We start from the raw sequence: 15,228 nt of genomic DNA on the forward strand, positions 1-15,228 counted from the left end.
CCTTTCATGTTTAAATAACATGGGGCACCCCTAATTTTAACCACATAAAAAGTAATTTGTATGGATTTGCAGATTGATGATTCAGTATTAGTAAAAAATTATATCAACGGACAAGAGAGTGCTCTTGAAACTTTGATTAACAGACACAACCAACGTATTTCTAGTTTTATCTATTCTAAAGTAATGGATAGAGACATTACAGAAGACATTTTTCAAGACACTTTTATTAAAGTTATTAAAACTTTACGTAAAGGATCTTATAGTGAAGAAGGTAAGTTTTTACCTTGGGTGATGCGTATAGCACACAACTTGATTATAGATCATTTTAGAAAAAATAAAAGAATGCCAATGTTTGAGGGTAGTGATGATTTTAATATCTTCTCTGTAATTGGTGATGATAAGTTAAATGCTGAAAAGCAAATTATAAAAGATCAAATAGATTCTGATTTAAATTTATTGATTCAAGAATTACCAGATGATCAGAAAGAAGTACTTATGATGCGTATCTATAAGGATATGAGTTTTAAAGAAATATCTGAAAACACAGGTGTTAGCATCAATACAGCCTTAGGAAGAATGCGTTATGCATTAATTAATCTTAGAAAAGTAATAGAAAAGAATAATATCGTTTTAACGAATTAATAGGTCGTAGAACGAACAGGGCAATATTTCCATTTTAATGGCGTTATCTTAACATAACAATATTATACTTATGGAAAAAATTTACTCTGAGAATCCAAACAAATGCAGATTAGCTAAAGCTTGCCCAGAAACAGTTTCGTTTCTGATGAATTTTTCAAAGTCGCTACATATTGTAGAACACAAAGGCTTACAGTTTGAGTCTAATCTGAATTAAACAACACAAAAAAAGAGTCGCAATTAGCGGCTCTTTTTAGTTTTATAATAGTCATTCAGCACTGTTTTTCTCCCTATGGTTTTTGTAATAATATCTTTTTCTAGATCCCAACCTCTTGCCGGTGAATAATCTCTTCCGTACCAAATAATTTGTAAGTGTAAATCATTCCACAATTCTTTAGGGAAAATACGTTTGGCATCTTTTTCTGTTTGTGTTACATTTTTTCCGTTTGTAAACCCCCATCGATATAACAATCTATGTATATGGGTATCTACAGGAAAAGCAGGAATTCCAAATGCCTGAGAAACAACAACACTTGCTGTTTTATGTCCTACTGCAGGCAGTTCTTCTAAAAGTTCAATTTTTTGAGGCACTTCACCATTATATTTATCAATTAAAATATGCGAAAGCCCATGAATTCCTTTAGATTTCATTGGTGAAAGCCCGCAAGGTCTAATAATTGCTTTAATTTCTTCTACAGACATTTTTACCATATCAAACGGATTATCTGCTTTTGCAAATAACAAAGGTGTAATCTGATTTACTCTTACATCAGTGCATTGTGCTGATAATAATACCGCAACTAATAAGGTATAGGGGTCTTTATGTTCTAGCGGAACAGGAATTGTTGGATATAATTCTTGTAATTTTTCTATAGCGAAATTAATTTTTTCAGCTTTCGTCATGCTAATTGTTTTAAATGACTTGTATATCTAATGAGTTCTGTTGTATTTTTACTCGATAATCGAGATTTAAACGCTGCAATGCTTGCCTCGATTTTTTGTAAAAAATAAACGAGAACGAATTTAATTAAAAAACAGCTATGAATACATTAAAAATAGGGGATAAGGTACCATCATTTTCTGCAAAAGATCAAGATGGAAATACAATTCATTTGTCTGATTATGCAGGAAAAAAACTAGTGGTGTTTTTTTATCCTAAAGCAAGTACACCAGGTTGTACTGCTGAGGCATGTAATCTAAGAGATAACTATAAAGAATTACAAGCTGCAGGTTATGAATTGCTTGGTGTAAGCGCCGATTCTGAAAAAAGACAAGCAAATTTTAAAAATAAATACGAATTCCCTTTTCCGTTATTAGCAGATGAAGACCATACGGTAATTAATGCTTTTGGTGTTTGGGGACTTAAAAAATTTATGGGAAAAGAATATGATGGGATTCACAGAAAAACCTTTATTGTTGATGGCAGCGGCGTAGTAGAAAAAGTTATTGATAAGGTAAAGACCAAAGACCACGCAGCACAGTTATTAGAATAAGGCATTTATACCTAACTAGACTTGGATCAAACTCGTTTTGTGAAAAATTAAAAAGCACTTTAGTACTACTAAAGTGCTTTTTAATTTTATGAACTACTACTCGTTTTTAAGTTTGTAATTTCTTTTCTAGTAAATAACTTTTTGTCTTTTATCATTTCTGCAATACCTTCTGGTAATACATCTTCCCAGCCTTCGGTTCCATTTTGTATTTTTTTCAATACATCTCTAGAAAATACATGTAAAATTTCAGGATCGTAATCTATAATATCCATTACTTTACTATTGTATTTAAAGAATTTATACAATTCTTTCATTCGCGGATGTACTTTAACGTTATTACTGGTCATTATTTGACCCGTCTGCTCGTTTTTCATTGGGTACAAATACACTTTTAAATCTTTAAAGAATAATTTACCAAAGGCTTCTAGAATACCACCACTGAGTTCTCTATAATATTGCTCATCAAAAATGTCTACGAGGTTATTAACCCCCATAGTTAATCCAATTTTTGCTTTGGTATAATTATTAAAGTATTCTACCAATTTATAATATTCTTGAAATTTAGAGATCATCACGGTATGGCCTAACGAACATAGTAACTCTGCTCTATCTAAGAAATCTCGTTCATCTATTTCTCCAGATGCTTTTAAATTAGAAAGCGTAATTTCAAAAATTACAATAGACTTATCTTCAATAACTCTTGGCTCTCTTATAAAAATGTCATACGATTTCTGAAACATATCCATATTTACCTTGGTAACAGGTCTAAAACTACCTCTTAGAGCTAATATGTTTTTCTTATATAAGATTGCTGCAGGTAGTAAGTTATTCCCATCTGGTCCAAACATAACGGCATCCGTCATGTCGTTACGGATCAGTTGCAGACTCATTAATCTATTATCTACATCTTTAAAGTTGGGACCCGAAAAGTTTACCATATCAATCTCTAAGGTATCTTTATCAATATGATCGTATAAGTATTTTAAAATTTTACGAGGTCTATCATATTTATAAAATGCACCATAAATTAAATTTACGCCAATAATTCCTAAAGTTTCTTGTTGTAAACGAGCTTCATTTTGCTTAAATCGTACATGTAAAATAATTTCGTTATAGTCTTTTTGATCTGGCTCTAACTGATATTTAATGCCTACCCAACCATGACCTTTATAACGTTTAGAAAAATCTATAGTAGCAACTGTATTAGCATAAGAAAAGAAAAGGCGTTCTGGATGGTTTTCCGTATTAATACGTGTTTCCATATTTTTAACCTCATAATCTAACATCTTTTTAAGACGAGATTGCGTTACATACCTGCCATCTTCTTCTATGCCATAAATAGCATCACTAAAATCTTTGTCATAGGCACTCATTGCTTTTGCGATAGTACCCGAAGCTCCTCCGGATTTAAAAAAATGAGCAGAAGTTTCTTGACCCGCACCAATCTCAGAAAAAGTACCGTATATATCTGGATTTAAATTTATTCGTAATGTTTTAGATTTAATTGAAGGAATATTTTCAAATGCAGTATTTTTCTTTAAAACAGAAGCCATGATATTCATTTATTTATCACAAAGTTAATAAGTAATGCGGTATCTATTTAACAAATAAGTTATAAATTTGAATTAAATAGTTAAACAGTTGAAGGTAACGTTTTTGGGCACAGGTACATCTCAAGGAATCCCAGTGATTGGTAGTAATCATCCTGTATGCCTAAGCGAAAATCCAAAAGATAAACGTTTACGTGTTTCGGTATTAATTTCTTGGGAAACTTATAACTTTGTAATTGATTGTGGTCCAGATTTTAGACAACAAATGCTTACCAACCCTATTCCTAAATTAGACGGTATTTTATTTACACACGAGCACTCAGATCATACTGCTGGTATAGATGATATACGTCCTTTTTTCTTTAGACAAGGTGATATCAATATTTATGCGCACAAGAGAGTAGTGGAGTCTTTACAAAGACGATTTGATTATATTTTTACGGAAGAAAATAAATATCCTGGCGCCCCAGCTGTAGACATCCATCTAGTAGAGAATAATAAATCTTTTACTGTAGGGAATACTAAAGCAGTTCCTATTAATGCTCAGCATAATCGAATACAAGTTTTTGGATATCGAATTTTTGATTTTGCATATTTAACAGATGTTAAAACAATAGAAGATACTGAATTGGAGAAGCTTGTTGGAGTAAAAGTTTTAGTGGTGAATGCGCTTAGGACTGAATTACATCATTCTCATTTTAATTTAGAAGAAGCTTTAGCTTTTGTAGCTAAAGTAAAACCAGAGAAAGCATATTTTACCCATATTAGTGCTCTTTTAGGTTTTCATGACGAAGTAGAAAAACAATTGCCAGAAAATGTATTTTTGGCGTATGATAATTTAGCAATAGACTTATAACTTTAATATGAAAAAGAACATATTTTTATACTTATTTATTTTTACTGCTTTAATAGCATTATGGCAATTTGTTAGTGCTAATAAAATGATTAATGTTACCAATGATAAATTTGATATTTATCAAAAAGAAAAAAAGGCACAACAAGATTCGATACAAAACTTGCAATTAAAGATATTAGAGATGCAATACTTCTCTTTAGAGAATAATGATGATGCATTGGCGTATTATGAGCATTTAAATTTAGACTCCCCTTCAAACTATATTATAGATAAATTATTAGAAACAAATGAAAGTAAAGGTGATAACCCTTTGATTCCTTATGAAGGTATGGAAGGAGATTTTAAAATTAATAAAATTAAAATTCTAAATCATAAATGGATTGTTGCAGATTTCTCTGATGGACAATACTGGGGAGAATTACTTATTAAGTATGAACTTAAAGATGATTTAGGAGTAGATTTTACACTTACTGATAATTTACTTTATACAAGAAGTAATTAATACTTACTTTCTAGCCATTTTTTAAAAGCATAAAAATTTCTAGGATCAACTCCATGACCTGCCGGGTATTCTTCATAAGTATTTTTAATCCCTAAATGATCTAAAAATGCTGGCGCTTTGGCTGCCCATGATAAGGGAATCACTTGATCAACAGTACCATGTGAGGTATAGATGTCTAAATGATTGAAATTATGATCTGCATAATTTTCTTTTAAAATATTCTCATTAATATAACCGCTTAAAGCAATTATATTTTTCACTTTTTCTGGATATGATAATGCAACTGCGTAGCTTAGAATAGTACCTTGACTAAAGCCTAAGAGGCTAACATTAGTACTGTCTAAGCCATATGCTTCACATGCTTCGTCTATAAAACCTGCTATTTGATCTCTTGATGTTTTAGCTTGTTCTTCATCACTCCATTTTCCTTGTTCTGCGTCAAAATTAATAGCGTACCAAGCATGGCCATAGGGTTGTAAATTATAAGGTGCTCTTACAGAAATGATGGTAAAATCTTCTGATAATTCAGTAGCAAAAGAATATAAATCTTCTTCATTACTACCATATCCATGAAACATAAAAAGTACAGGAGGTTTTCTAGCTGTAATGGTTGATGGTCTTATAATATGATGTAAAGATAGAGGAAGTGTAGTTTGCATAAATCTGGGTTTTTGCGCTTTGCAAGCTTATATGTTTGTGAAAATTGCTTATTTGTTAAATCGTTTTAGTAGTTTATTCGCTTTGCTGGTTTATAAATTTAAGAGTTTATGCGTTTTAATTTAATTGTTTAGTAGTTTATTCGCTGCGCTAGTTTATAAAAAAGTATTCAGTAAATAGGAATTGCTTTTTTAATTTAAAAATTACTTTCAACGATCAACCCTTGCCCTGAGCGGAGTCGAAGGGATTAACCTATTTAATAAAAGTAAACCATTTTTGAAAATAGGCACCAACTAATGGCATTTCTTGTTTTTTTCCAGTAATAGCGCCAGAAAATCCATAACCCCACAATACTACATAAAATAGGTATAAACCATACCAAGCATAGGGACTATAAGCCTGACTTAAAAATAAACCACAACCAATAAAAAGTAAATGTATTCCAAAGGCCTGCCTTGTATGGAAACGAGCAAAATCATGTTTAGGTTCATTATTCATACTAGTTGCAATAAGTGCACCGACCATTGTAAAATATGCAATAATGGCTGTTTTTTTTCCGGGTATTTCTTTTTCCATTTTGTAAAGTTACCATTCCTGAGGTGTAACTACAAAAAACAGCTATTTAAATAAAGAATGGATATTCTTTTTTAAGTAAAGAATAAAGCGTAGTTTTTTATTTACTCGATAATTGAGATTTAAAATACTCCCACGCTTGCGTTGAAATTAATATAAATTTTTCCTTTTTATGTCTCGTGGAACTTAATCAAGGTTATTTGCTAGATTTTGAGTATTCTTGCCAATTCTTCTCTTTATGGATATTCTCACCAAAATATTTAGCTATTTTTAAAAATGCATCTGGCTTTTGATAACCAGGTACTGGAGAAAGCATATTCATTTCTTCATCTAAAAAAATTGTAGTCGGATAACTCATTTTTCCTTGCATCAAAGCGGCAGCAAATTCATGATAGCCATTTCTGCCAGAAGGGACAAATTTAAAAGTCTTTCCTTTATATTCGATATCCTCTTTTCCTTCTCCATCTAATTTCACCATATAATAATTCTTTTCCATGTAGGCAGCTACTTCTGCATTTTGAAAAGTGTCTTTATCCATTTTTTTACACCAACCGCACCAATCGGTATAAATATCTATGAAAATTTTCTTGGGGGTTTTATCTGTTTTTGCAAGTGTAGCAGCTTCATCCCAACTTAGCCAAGTAACTTCTTGAGCAGAACTTGTTAAGCTCATTAAACCTAAGAAAATTATAAATGTTGATTTTAACATATTTAATCTTGTAAATAGCATCGTAATTTTTTTATCAAATTAGTCTAATTATTGTTTAAAACTAACGATTTTTCAGCTATTTTATTTCATATTAAGAAACACTTTTCATTAATAATCTATAAATCCCTGAATTCAGGGATTTAAAATTTAGGAACCGCTATTAATTTTGCCATGATTCTATATAGCATAAAAGATATAATTAGATTATGGAAATTAATGAAGTTTCACCCTTCTTAGAAATAAAAAAACCTGTAGAGCTTCTTAAACGGTTATGTGATGCTAATACAGGAGTACCAAATGCTAGTAAAATCTTAGCAAATATCATCACCAATGCTGGACATGTCACAGAAGGTTTTCCTATAAAATATGGAGCAGAAGTAAGTATTATTTATAGTTTAAGCAAAAATACTATTAGCTATATTGAAAATAGAATTATTGCACATATAGAAATACCCTTTAGTACTAATGTAACGGATATTTTGACTACTGATGCATATTTTGAAATACCAAATACAAAAGCTCCTTCTCGTTTAGAATTAAATAGAGAATTAAAAATACTCGCCGAGAAGTTTATGGAATCGTATGATTTTTTAATAGAAACGCAACTATTAGATCATAAAGCTATAGGTGATAAAGAAAAACATCAATTAAAAAAAGTATTCGAAATTCTTGAAAAAGTGATCCAAGAAATAGCAATGGATGCTTTAGGTAAAGAAAGCTTAAAAGGCCTATCAAATATTATGTTAGATAAGACAGCGGATAAGCTATCTGTCAAAAAAATGTCCAACAAACTATCAATCCAAATCAATCCTAATCACAAAATAGACGAAGATTTTAAAATAAAATTAAAAGAACAAATTGAATCAAATTTATAAAAACAATTAATATTTAAAACTAAATTATGGGATTAGCAGAAAGAAGAATCGCAAAAGATTTTCAAGAAAATGAATTTGCAAATGTTTTAACAGAAATTAAAGAAATAGTTGGTAAAGATGTAACCGTAGAAGTCGATTGGAATTCTCTTTCTTTAGATGGTATGAGTCATTTATATCAGAAAGCTTGGCCGCAAGTGTATTTTGAGCCTTTAACAGCTGCATTAAAAGCTATTTGCGCTGATGAGATGGGTAAAGAGGCAATTGCAGATGAATTACAGAAAGTGGTTATTAAAAATGAAGCAGATATATCTAGCGCACATAAATGGGTGAGTTTTGCAGACAAAACCTTGACTTTAGATCATAAACCAACTACCAACTTAAACCAAATAGACGATAGAATAAAAGCATTGCAAAAGACTTTAGAAGATAATTTATAGAAAATTAATAACTATAAGAAGAAAGCCACAATATTTTATATTGTGGCTTTTACTTTTACTTATTCTGCAGTAACTTTTTCAGGTTCTTTTACAAATAAGGTTTTGATATCTACTTGATTTTTTACCAAATCTTCAAAAGATTCTCGTTCTCTAATTAAAATAGCCTTACCATTATGCCATAAAACTTCTGGCGGTCTAAATCTACTATTGTAGTTACTTGCCATCGTAAAACAGTAAGCACCAGCATTAGAAAAACTAATAATATCACCTTCAGAAATTTCATTAATTCTACGGTTACTAGCAAATGTATCGGTTTCACATATATAACCTACTACAGAATAATAACGTTCTTTACCTCTTGGGTTAGAGATGTTTGTTATTTTATGGTATGATCCATAGAGCATGGGTCTAATTAAATGATTAAAACCAGAATCTATACTAGCAAAAACAGTAGAAGTAGTTTGCTTTACCACATTTACTTTAGCCAAAAAATGACCAGCTTCACTCACCAAAAATTTACCTGGTTCAAAAGCTAATGTTAATTCCTTACCATATTCTTTACAAAAAGCATTAAACTTTTTGCTTAGTTTTTTTCCTAATTCTTCAATATTTGTTTCAATATCACCTTCTTTATAAGGTACTTTAAAACCACTTCCAAAGTCTATAAAATCTAAATTTTTGAAATTTTTAGCGGTTTCAAAAAGAATTTCAGATGCATAAAGAAAAACATCAATATCTAAAATATCACTACCTGTATGCATATGAATACCATTAATATTCATTTGAGTAAGCTCTACAATACGTAATAAATGTGGTATTTGGTGAATACTAATTCCAAATTTAGAATCAATATGCCCTACAGAAATATTAGAATTGCCACCAGCCATTACATGCGGATTAATACGTATGCAAACTGGAACAGTAGGATATTTACTTCCAAACTGTTCTAAAACAGAAAGGTTATCAATATTAATACGTACTCCTAATGCAGTAGCTTCTTCAATTTCTTCTAAAGAAACTCCATTTGGAGTGTATATAATGTCACTTGGTTTAAAACCTGCTAAAATTCCTAGTTTTACCTCTTGGATAGAAACAGTATCTAAGCCACTCCCTAAACTATTCATTAATCGTAAAATAGTAATATTAGAAAGTGCTTTACAGGCGTAATTTAATTTTAAATTTTTAACACCTTTAAAAGCATTAGTTAGTCTATTAAATTGTGCTATTATTTTTTCTGAATCATATACATAAACAGGGTTTCCGTATTTTTTTGCAACATTCAGTAAATCCGTAGTGTTCATTATGAGCTTAATTTTTGTCAAATTTACTATACTCATCTCAGGTCTACAACTAAAAACACTCAATAATATATAAATAAAACAAATTGTTATAAATATAACATTAATTGTTTTCTTATATTGTTTGTTTTCAATTGACATGAATTGTAATTTTAGAAAAAAATAAATGTTACTACCGCTGTTTCCATTACAATCTGTTTTTTTTCCAGGAGAAAAAATACCACTTCATATTTTTGAAGAAAGATATTGTCAACTTATTGAAGATTGTAGGGATGAAGCGATCTCTTTTGGAATTCCTGTGTATTTAGAGAAACTGATGCCTTATGGGGTAGAGGTAAACTTAGAAGAAATCGTGAAGTTGCATCCAGGTGGAGAAATGGATGTGATCTGTAGTGCCAAGAGGGTTTTTAAAATGAAAAGCTTTCAAAAGTTAATGACTGGTAAATTATATGCTGCCGGAGAAGTTTCTTTTTTAAATAATATTGATGATGGTGTATTATCTTTAAAAAAGAAAGTACTTAAAAATATAAATGAGTTGTATGCTTTAATGCAGATGCCATTGCAACATATTGCTGTTGCTGATTATTTAAGCTTTACTTTGGCACACAAAATAGGCTTATCTAAAATACAAGAATACGAATTATTACAAATTGTTAGTGAAAGTGATCGGTTGCTATTTATCAATAAACATTTAAAAGTCACTATTTCTGTATTAAGAGAAGTAGATAGAGCAAAAGAAGTTATAAAACTAAATGGTCATTTTAAAAATTTTGACCCTTTAGATTTCGAAGATTTTAAAATTTAAAATCGCATCACTATTTCATTAGGGTAATTACATTGGGTTTGTTATTTTTGTCATCAATATAATAAAGACACGATTTACTTATGAATCTTCACGAATATCAAGGAAAAGAAATTTTGGCAAGTTTTGGTGTACGCATCCAACGTGGAATTGTTGCACACAATCCTAAAGAAGCAGTAGATGCTGCAAAACAATTAACAGCTGAAACTGGCACAGGATGGCATGTTATTAAAGCACAAGTTCACGCAGGTGGTCGTGGAAAAGGTGGAGGAGTTAAGTTAGCAAAAAATTTACAAGAAGTAGAAGAAATAGCTGGTAATATTATTGGTATGAACCTAATTACGCCTCAAACTTCTGCTGAAGGAAAAAAAGTGCATCAAGTTTTAATAGCTGAGGATGTATATTATCCTGGCGATAGTGAAACAAGTGAGTTTTACATGTCTGTGTTATTGAATAGAGCAACGGGAAGAAATATGATTATGTATTCTACGGAAGGTGGAATGGATATAGAAGAAGTAGCTGATAAAACGCCACATTTAATATATACTGAAGAAATTGATCCAGCAACTGGTTTATTACCTTTTCAAGCACGTAAAATAGCTTTTAATTTAGGTTTGTCTGGTGCTGCATTTAAAGAGATGACAAAGTTTGTTGCTTCTTTATATAAAGCCTATGTGGAGAGTGATTCTAGTATGTTTGAAATTAACCCTGTGTTAAAAACTTCTGATGATAAAATAATGGCTGTAGATGCTAAAGTATCTATTGATGATAATGCATTATACAGAAGAAAGCAATATGCAGAAATGAGAGATTTAAGAGAAGAAAATGCTATTGAAGTAGAAGCAGGCGCTCTTGGTCTTAATTATGTAGATTTAGATGGTAATGTTGGTTGCATGGTAAATGGAGCTGGTCTTGCTATGGCAACCATGGATTTAATTAAAATGGCGGGTGGTGAGCCTGCTAACTTCTTAGATGTTGGAGGTACAGCAGATGCAAAAAGAGTAGAAGAAGCATTCCGCATTATTTTAAAAGATGATGGTGTTAAAGCAATTTTAGTAAATATATTTGGTGGTATTGTTCGTTGTGATCGTGTAGCGAATGGTATTGTAGAAGCCTATAAAAATATGGGAGATGCTATTAAAGTTCCTATTATTGTTCGTTTACAAGGTACCAATGCAGAAATTGCAAAAGAAATTATAGATAATTCTGGATTAGCCGTACATTCAGCAGTACAGTTCCAAGAAGCTGCAGATAAAGTAAAAGAAGTATTAAGTTAAGAAATTAACTTCGATTTATATTATAAAAAGGCGATGTTAAAAACATCGCCTTTTCTATTTTTAGAATTTGCTTGATATTCTTTTTGTGATATTAGATTAAGAACTATTTCTTCTTATTCTTATATTTTCCGTGGATAATATTCTTATCTACTTTCTTTTCCTGTTTAGCTTTAAAATCGGGACTATAGCTATTTTTTGGTTTTTTAGCCTTTTTAAGATGTGCTAAGGTTAGTTTTGGGTCTTTGGGTGTTTCTTTTGTGCCTCTAAAATGAATGACTAAACCATTTAAGAAATTACGTAGAATTTGATCACCACACTCCATATATTTTGGGTGGTCATCTTTTCTGAAAAATGCACCTATTTCTGCTTTAGAAATTTTAAAATCTACCAGTTTTAAAATCTCCACTATTTCATCATCTCTAAGTTGTAAAGCTACCCGTAACTTTTTAAAAATGTCATTATTCGTCATTCAAAATATATTTTGGGGTGCAAGGTAGCATATTTCAATGATTTCTTTTTTTAAGATTTTTGAGAAGATAGGTGTTAGTTGTTTTGCTAAAAATGACAAATATGTGATGATTTTAATTAATAACTGTCTTTTTGTCACTTTAAATTTGTAAAATGTGACAAAAGGACAGTTTATTGCTGTTGGTATAAGATTTGACTATTACATATCAGAAATCAAATAATAATTTTAAAAATATAATTATGAGCACAGTAAATAGAAATGTAGTATCAATTCCAGCATTAATGAACGAAATTTTTAAGCCAGATTGGTTTGGAGGATCAGAAGTATTGAATAAAAAAACACCTGCTGTTAATATCAGAGAAAGTGAAACAGATTTTAGTTTAGAGTTAATCGTACCTGGGAGAAAAAAAGAAGATTTTAAAATTGAAGTAGATAATGATGTGTTAACCATTTCTACAGAAACAAAAACTGAAACAGAAGAAACAAAAGAGAATTATACTAGAAAAGAATTTTCTTTTGAAGCTTTTAAAAGAGTCTTTACTTTACCAGAAACGGTACATATAGAAGAAATAAAAGCTAATTATGAAGATGGAATTTTAAGTTTTAATCTTCCTAAAAAAGAAGAAGCATTACCAAAACCTAAAAGAGTCATCTCTTTAAAGTAATGTATTATCGTATTATGTTGATCGTTTACAAACGATTTTCATATTGATTGGTTTAGTTAGTTGGTTAAAAACGTCTCATGTTTTATATATGAGACGTTTTTTTAGAATGATATTTTTACTGTTTAGTCTAGCCTAAATTTTTAAAGGATAGACGAAATGCACATAGTTTCGGTAAGTGAAAGATCGATGAATTACCGTTATCGATTAAACCAAACGCTTTATCTGAGAATTGCGCAGATACCGAAAAACAGGGTGTTTTGAGCGACTTTTATCTATTTAAGCTTGTTGTTACTAGTATCTTTGTAGTGTAACAAAGAAACAGTCATGAAAACAATTATCACATTTATCTTTATCCTTTTTATTTCTTTATCAGCGCAAGCACAAGCTAAAAAAGAAGTAAAGAAAGTAGATACAGTAAAGACATCAGTTGTTTTAAAAACGACTACAAAAATAGAAGTAGCGCGTTTATACATGTACAAGAATTCTAGAGTTAAGAAAGAATTATCATTTTATACTAAAGAGAGAAAAGCTAAACTAGCTTAATTTATTAATAAGGATTACAACCAAAAAAGGCCTCTATATGAGGTCTTTTTTATTTTAACATCTCTAGTAAAATTTCATTTCATAAAATGTTATGCTTTATCTAAGTTTTAATTAGCTTCACCGAAAGATAATTTGGATTGACCGATTGTTGCCTAAAAAAGTTAGGATGTAGGACTACCTTTGGAGTGTAACAAGCAAATTAATTATGAAAACAATAATCACATTTAGTATTATTCTATTTATTTCTGTATCCATACAAGCACAAAATAAAAAAGTAGAAAGTAAAGTAAAGCTCATTCAAAAAACAGTAGTCATAAAGAACGCATCAATTGATAGTATACATAGCGTAACCCGCTTATATAAAAATAAAAAATGTAGGATTTGGAAAGAGTTATTATTTGGTTTAAAAAAGAATAAATCTAAATTTGCTTGATTAAAATGCATGTTACACTTGCATGAAAGACCTCTATATGAGGTCTTTTTTATGTTTTATACTTTTGTACTGAATCAAAACTTGTTTACGTATCCAATAGATGATCTACTACTTCTATAAAAAGCTAAACTAATTGCATTTTTTTCTTTACAATTAATACACCTTTTCTAAAATATCTATGAAATGCACATAGTTTCGATGAGCGAAAGATCGATGAACTACCCTTATCGATTAAACCAAACGCTTTATCTGAGAATTGCACAGATACCGAAAAACAGGGTGTTTTGAGCGACTTTTATCTATTTAAACTTGTTGTTGCTAGTATCTTTGTAGTGTAACAAAGAAACAGTCATGAAAACAATTATCACATTTATCTTTATCCTTTTTATTTCTTTATCAGCGCAAGGACAAGCTAAAAAAGAAGTAAAGAAAGTAGATACAGTAAAGACTTCAGTTGTTTTAAAAACGACTACTAAAACAGAAGTAGCGCGTTTATACATGTACAAGAATTCTAGAGTTAAGAAAGAATTATCATTTTATACTAAAGAGAGAAAAGCTAAACTAGCTTAATTTATAACAGGTATTACAACCAAAAAAAGACCTCTTTATGAGGTCTTTTTTATTTTACAAAAACTACTTTAGATATATGCTTCTTTAATTTTTTAGTATACTTTCCTTTATTAAATATAATTTAGAAAAATTCTTTTTTAAATGTTTAATTTTTCAATATCAGAAAAATTTATTGCGATTCTTTTTTAATTAAAATTCATAATTTTTTAACAAATTTAATTATTCATAAACAATTAAATCTTTAATGGTATTCTTTTGATATTTGATAATATCTCAATTATTAATCATTAATTATAATTATTGTGTAGTTTTTTTAAATTTTTTAACTTAAAAATGAATTATGTTTAAAAAAATGAACATCATAAACTGCTGTTAAAAATGTAATTCTCCATGTTATTAAATTCCAATAGTGCGTACTTACTTTGTGTCAAATAATTTGAACATTAATTAGATTAAAAACAAAACAATTTAAAAACAAAAAATAATGAAAAGATTAAATGTAATATTCGTAATGTTTGCACTTGTGGCAGTAACTAATGTATTGGCAAATACCCCAGTAACTCCGGTAAAAGATAAAATAGCTTTATCTAAACAAATTACTGCGCTTTTACAAGATAATGATATTACTTCTTCAACAGATTTAATAGGAAATGTAAGATTTACATTCAATCAGGCTGGAGAAATTGTAATTTTATCAGTAGCAGCTCAGAACCAATCATTGATTAATTTTGTAAAGAATAAATTAAATTATAAAAATGTGGCGTTCCAGAACAAAATTGAAGGTAAAATTTATACAATGCCTGTTAGAATAACGGCGCAGAATTCATAATAGTTTTAAGTTTAATAATAAAAAAAATCCTGGTATAATCAGGATTTTTTG

The 15,228-nt window shown here is 29.8% G+C and carries 21 protein-coding genes; 14 read left to right on the forward strand and 7 right to left on the reverse strand.

Annotation, left to right across the window (positions count from 1 at the left end):
- Positions 1-60 precede the first annotated feature (60 nt).
- Together ACZ451_RS14320 and ACZ451_RS14325 are read left to right on the forward strand one after the other, a co-directional pair.
- Complete coding sequence (locus tag ACZ451_RS14320; protein WP_464213562.1) at positions 61-642, forward strand: RNA polymerase sigma factor; 582 nt, start codon at positions 61-63, stop codon at positions 640-642.
- 70 nt (positions 643-712) lie between these two features.
- A complete protein-coding gene (locus ACZ451_RS14325) occupies positions 713-856 on the forward strand; it encodes a hypothetical protein (RefSeq protein ID WP_464213564.1) in 144 nt (47 codons plus the stop codon).
- A 23-nt stretch (positions 857-879) separates the two neighbouring features.
- On the opposite strand, the gene ACZ451_RS14330 is transcribed toward ACZ451_RS14325, so the two are convergent.
- Positions 880-1,542: an endonuclease III domain-containing protein gene (locus tag ACZ451_RS14330; RefSeq protein ID WP_464213566.1), complete on the reverse strand. Its 663-nt coding sequence runs from the start codon at positions 1,540-1,542 to the stop codon at positions 880-882.
- A gap of 137 nt (positions 1,543-1,679) precedes the next feature.
- On the opposite strand from ACZ451_RS14330, the gene bcp reads away from it, so the two are divergent.
- Complete coding sequence (bcp, locus tag ACZ451_RS14335) at positions 1,680-2,132, forward strand: thioredoxin-dependent thiol peroxidase (protein ID WP_464213568.1); 453 nt, start codon at positions 1,680-1,682, stop codon at positions 2,130-2,132.
- Positions 2,133-2,218: 86 nt separating this feature from the next.
- Here the strand turns inward: bcp and ACZ451_RS14340 are convergent, their stop codons facing one another.
- Positions 2,219-3,685 (reverse strand): TonB-dependent receptor, encoded by a 1,467-nt coding sequence (locus tag ACZ451_RS14340; protein ID WP_464213570.1) that lies wholly within the window; start codon positions 3,683-3,685, stop codon positions 2,219-2,221.
- An 88-nt stretch (positions 3,686-3,773) separates the two neighbouring features.
- Here ACZ451_RS14340 and ACZ451_RS14345 point away from each other — a divergent pair, with 88 nt between their 5' ends.
- Entirely contained in the window at positions 3,774-4,538 is a 765-nt protein-coding gene (locus ACZ451_RS14345; protein WP_464213572.1) for an MBL fold metallo-hydrolase, read from the forward strand.
- A gap of 7 nt (positions 4,539-4,545) precedes the next feature.
- On the forward strand, positions 4,546-5,040 hold the full coding sequence (locus ACZ451_RS14350) for a hydrolase (protein WP_464213574.1): 495 nt from the start codon (positions 4,546-4,548) through the stop codon (positions 5,038-5,040).
- Here ACZ451_RS14350 and ACZ451_RS14355 read toward each other — a convergent pair.
- From ACZ451_RS14355 to ACZ451_RS14365, 3 genes are all read right to left on the reverse strand, one after another.
- Positions 5,037-5,699 (reverse strand): alpha/beta hydrolase, encoded by a 663-nt coding sequence (locus ACZ451_RS14355; protein ID WP_464213576.1) that lies wholly within the window; start codon positions 5,697-5,699, stop codon positions 5,037-5,039. The two genes, ACZ451_RS14350 and ACZ451_RS14355, sit on opposite strands and share 4 nt — an antisense overlap.
- Before the next feature lie 250 nt (positions 5,700-5,949).
- Positions 5,950-6,273 carry a hypothetical protein gene (locus ACZ451_RS14360; RefSeq protein ID WP_464213578.1) on the reverse strand — a complete coding sequence of 108 codons (324 nt, stop codon included), beginning with the start codon at positions 6,271-6,273 and terminating at the stop codon, positions 5,950-5,952.
- Between the two features lie 193 nt (positions 6,274-6,466).
- On the reverse strand, positions 6,467-6,979 hold the full coding sequence (locus ACZ451_RS14365; protein WP_464213580.1) for a thioredoxin family protein: 513 nt from the start codon (positions 6,977-6,979) through the stop codon (positions 6,467-6,469).
- A 206-nt stretch (positions 6,980-7,185) separates the two neighbouring features.
- On the opposite strand from ACZ451_RS14365, the gene ACZ451_RS14370 reads away from it, so the two are divergent.
- The gene (locus ACZ451_RS14370; protein WP_464213582.1) at positions 7,186-7,854 is read left to right on the forward strand and encodes a hypothetical protein; all 669 of its coding nucleotides are present in this window, start codon (positions 7,186-7,188) and stop codon (positions 7,852-7,854) included.
- A 26-nt stretch (positions 7,855-7,880) separates the two neighbouring features.
- Entirely contained in the window at positions 7,881-8,291 is a 411-nt protein-coding gene (locus ACZ451_RS14375; protein WP_464213584.1) for a hypothetical protein, read from the forward strand.
- 59 nt (positions 8,292-8,350) lie between these two features.
- Here ACZ451_RS14375 and lysA read toward each other — a convergent pair whose 3' ends face one another.
- On the reverse strand, positions 8,351-9,628 hold the full coding sequence (gene lysA, locus ACZ451_RS14380) for a diaminopimelate decarboxylase (RefSeq protein WP_464216931.1): 1,278 nt from the start codon (positions 9,626-9,628) through the stop codon (positions 8,351-8,353).
- Positions 9,629-9,755: 127 nt separating this feature from the next.
- On the opposite strand from lysA, the gene ACZ451_RS14385 reads away from it, so the two are divergent.
- Both ACZ451_RS14385 and sucC read left to right on the forward strand, forming a co-directional pair.
- A complete protein-coding gene (locus tag ACZ451_RS14385; protein WP_464213586.1) occupies positions 9,756-10,394 on the forward strand; it encodes an LON peptidase substrate-binding domain-containing protein in 639 nt (212 codons plus the stop codon).
- An 80-nt stretch (positions 10,395-10,474) separates the two neighbouring features.
- Complete coding sequence (gene sucC, locus ACZ451_RS14390; protein ID WP_464213588.1) at positions 10,475-11,668, forward strand: ADP-forming succinate--CoA ligase subunit beta; 1,194 nt, start codon at positions 10,475-10,477, stop codon at positions 11,666-11,668.
- 103 nt (positions 11,669-11,771) lie between these two features.
- Here sucC and ACZ451_RS14395 read toward each other — a convergent pair whose 3' ends face one another.
- Positions 11,772-12,137, reverse strand: coding sequence for a DUF1456 family protein (locus tag ACZ451_RS14395; RefSeq protein ID WP_464213590.1), 366 nt, complete (start codon positions 12,135-12,137; stop codon positions 11,772-11,774).
- A gap of 239 nt (positions 12,138-12,376) precedes the next feature.
- Here ACZ451_RS14395 and ACZ451_RS14400 point away from each other — a divergent pair, with 239 nt between their 5' ends.
- The 5 genes from ACZ451_RS14400 (at position 12,377) to ACZ451_RS14420 (ending at position 15,177) form a co-directional block, all read left to right on the forward strand.
- Positions 12,377-12,802 carry an Hsp20/alpha crystallin family protein gene (locus ACZ451_RS14400; RefSeq protein ID WP_464213592.1) on the forward strand — a complete coding sequence of 142 codons (426 nt, stop codon included), beginning with the start codon at positions 12,377-12,379 and terminating at the stop codon, positions 12,800-12,802.
- Between the two features lie 324 nt (positions 12,803-13,126).
- On the forward strand, positions 13,127-13,345 hold the full coding sequence (locus tag ACZ451_RS14405) for a hypothetical protein (protein WP_464213594.1): 219 nt from the start codon (positions 13,127-13,129) through the stop codon (positions 13,343-13,345).
- Between the two features lie 205 nt (positions 13,346-13,550).
- Complete coding sequence (locus ACZ451_RS14410; protein WP_464213596.1) at positions 13,551-13,778, forward strand: hypothetical protein; 228 nt, start codon at positions 13,551-13,553, stop codon at positions 13,776-13,778.
- 351 nt (positions 13,779-14,129) lie between these two features.
- Positions 14,130-14,348 carry a hypothetical protein gene (locus ACZ451_RS14415; RefSeq protein ID WP_464213598.1) on the forward strand — a complete coding sequence of 73 codons (219 nt, stop codon included), beginning with the start codon at positions 14,130-14,132 and terminating at the stop codon, positions 14,346-14,348.
- 484 nt (positions 14,349-14,832) lie between these two features.
- Entirely contained in the window at positions 14,833-15,177 is a 345-nt protein-coding gene (locus ACZ451_RS14420) for a hypothetical protein (protein WP_464213600.1), read from the forward strand.
- Positions 15,178-15,228 lie beyond the last annotated feature (51 nt).

This window comes from Allocellulophaga tsushimaensis, assembly GCF_055383085.1.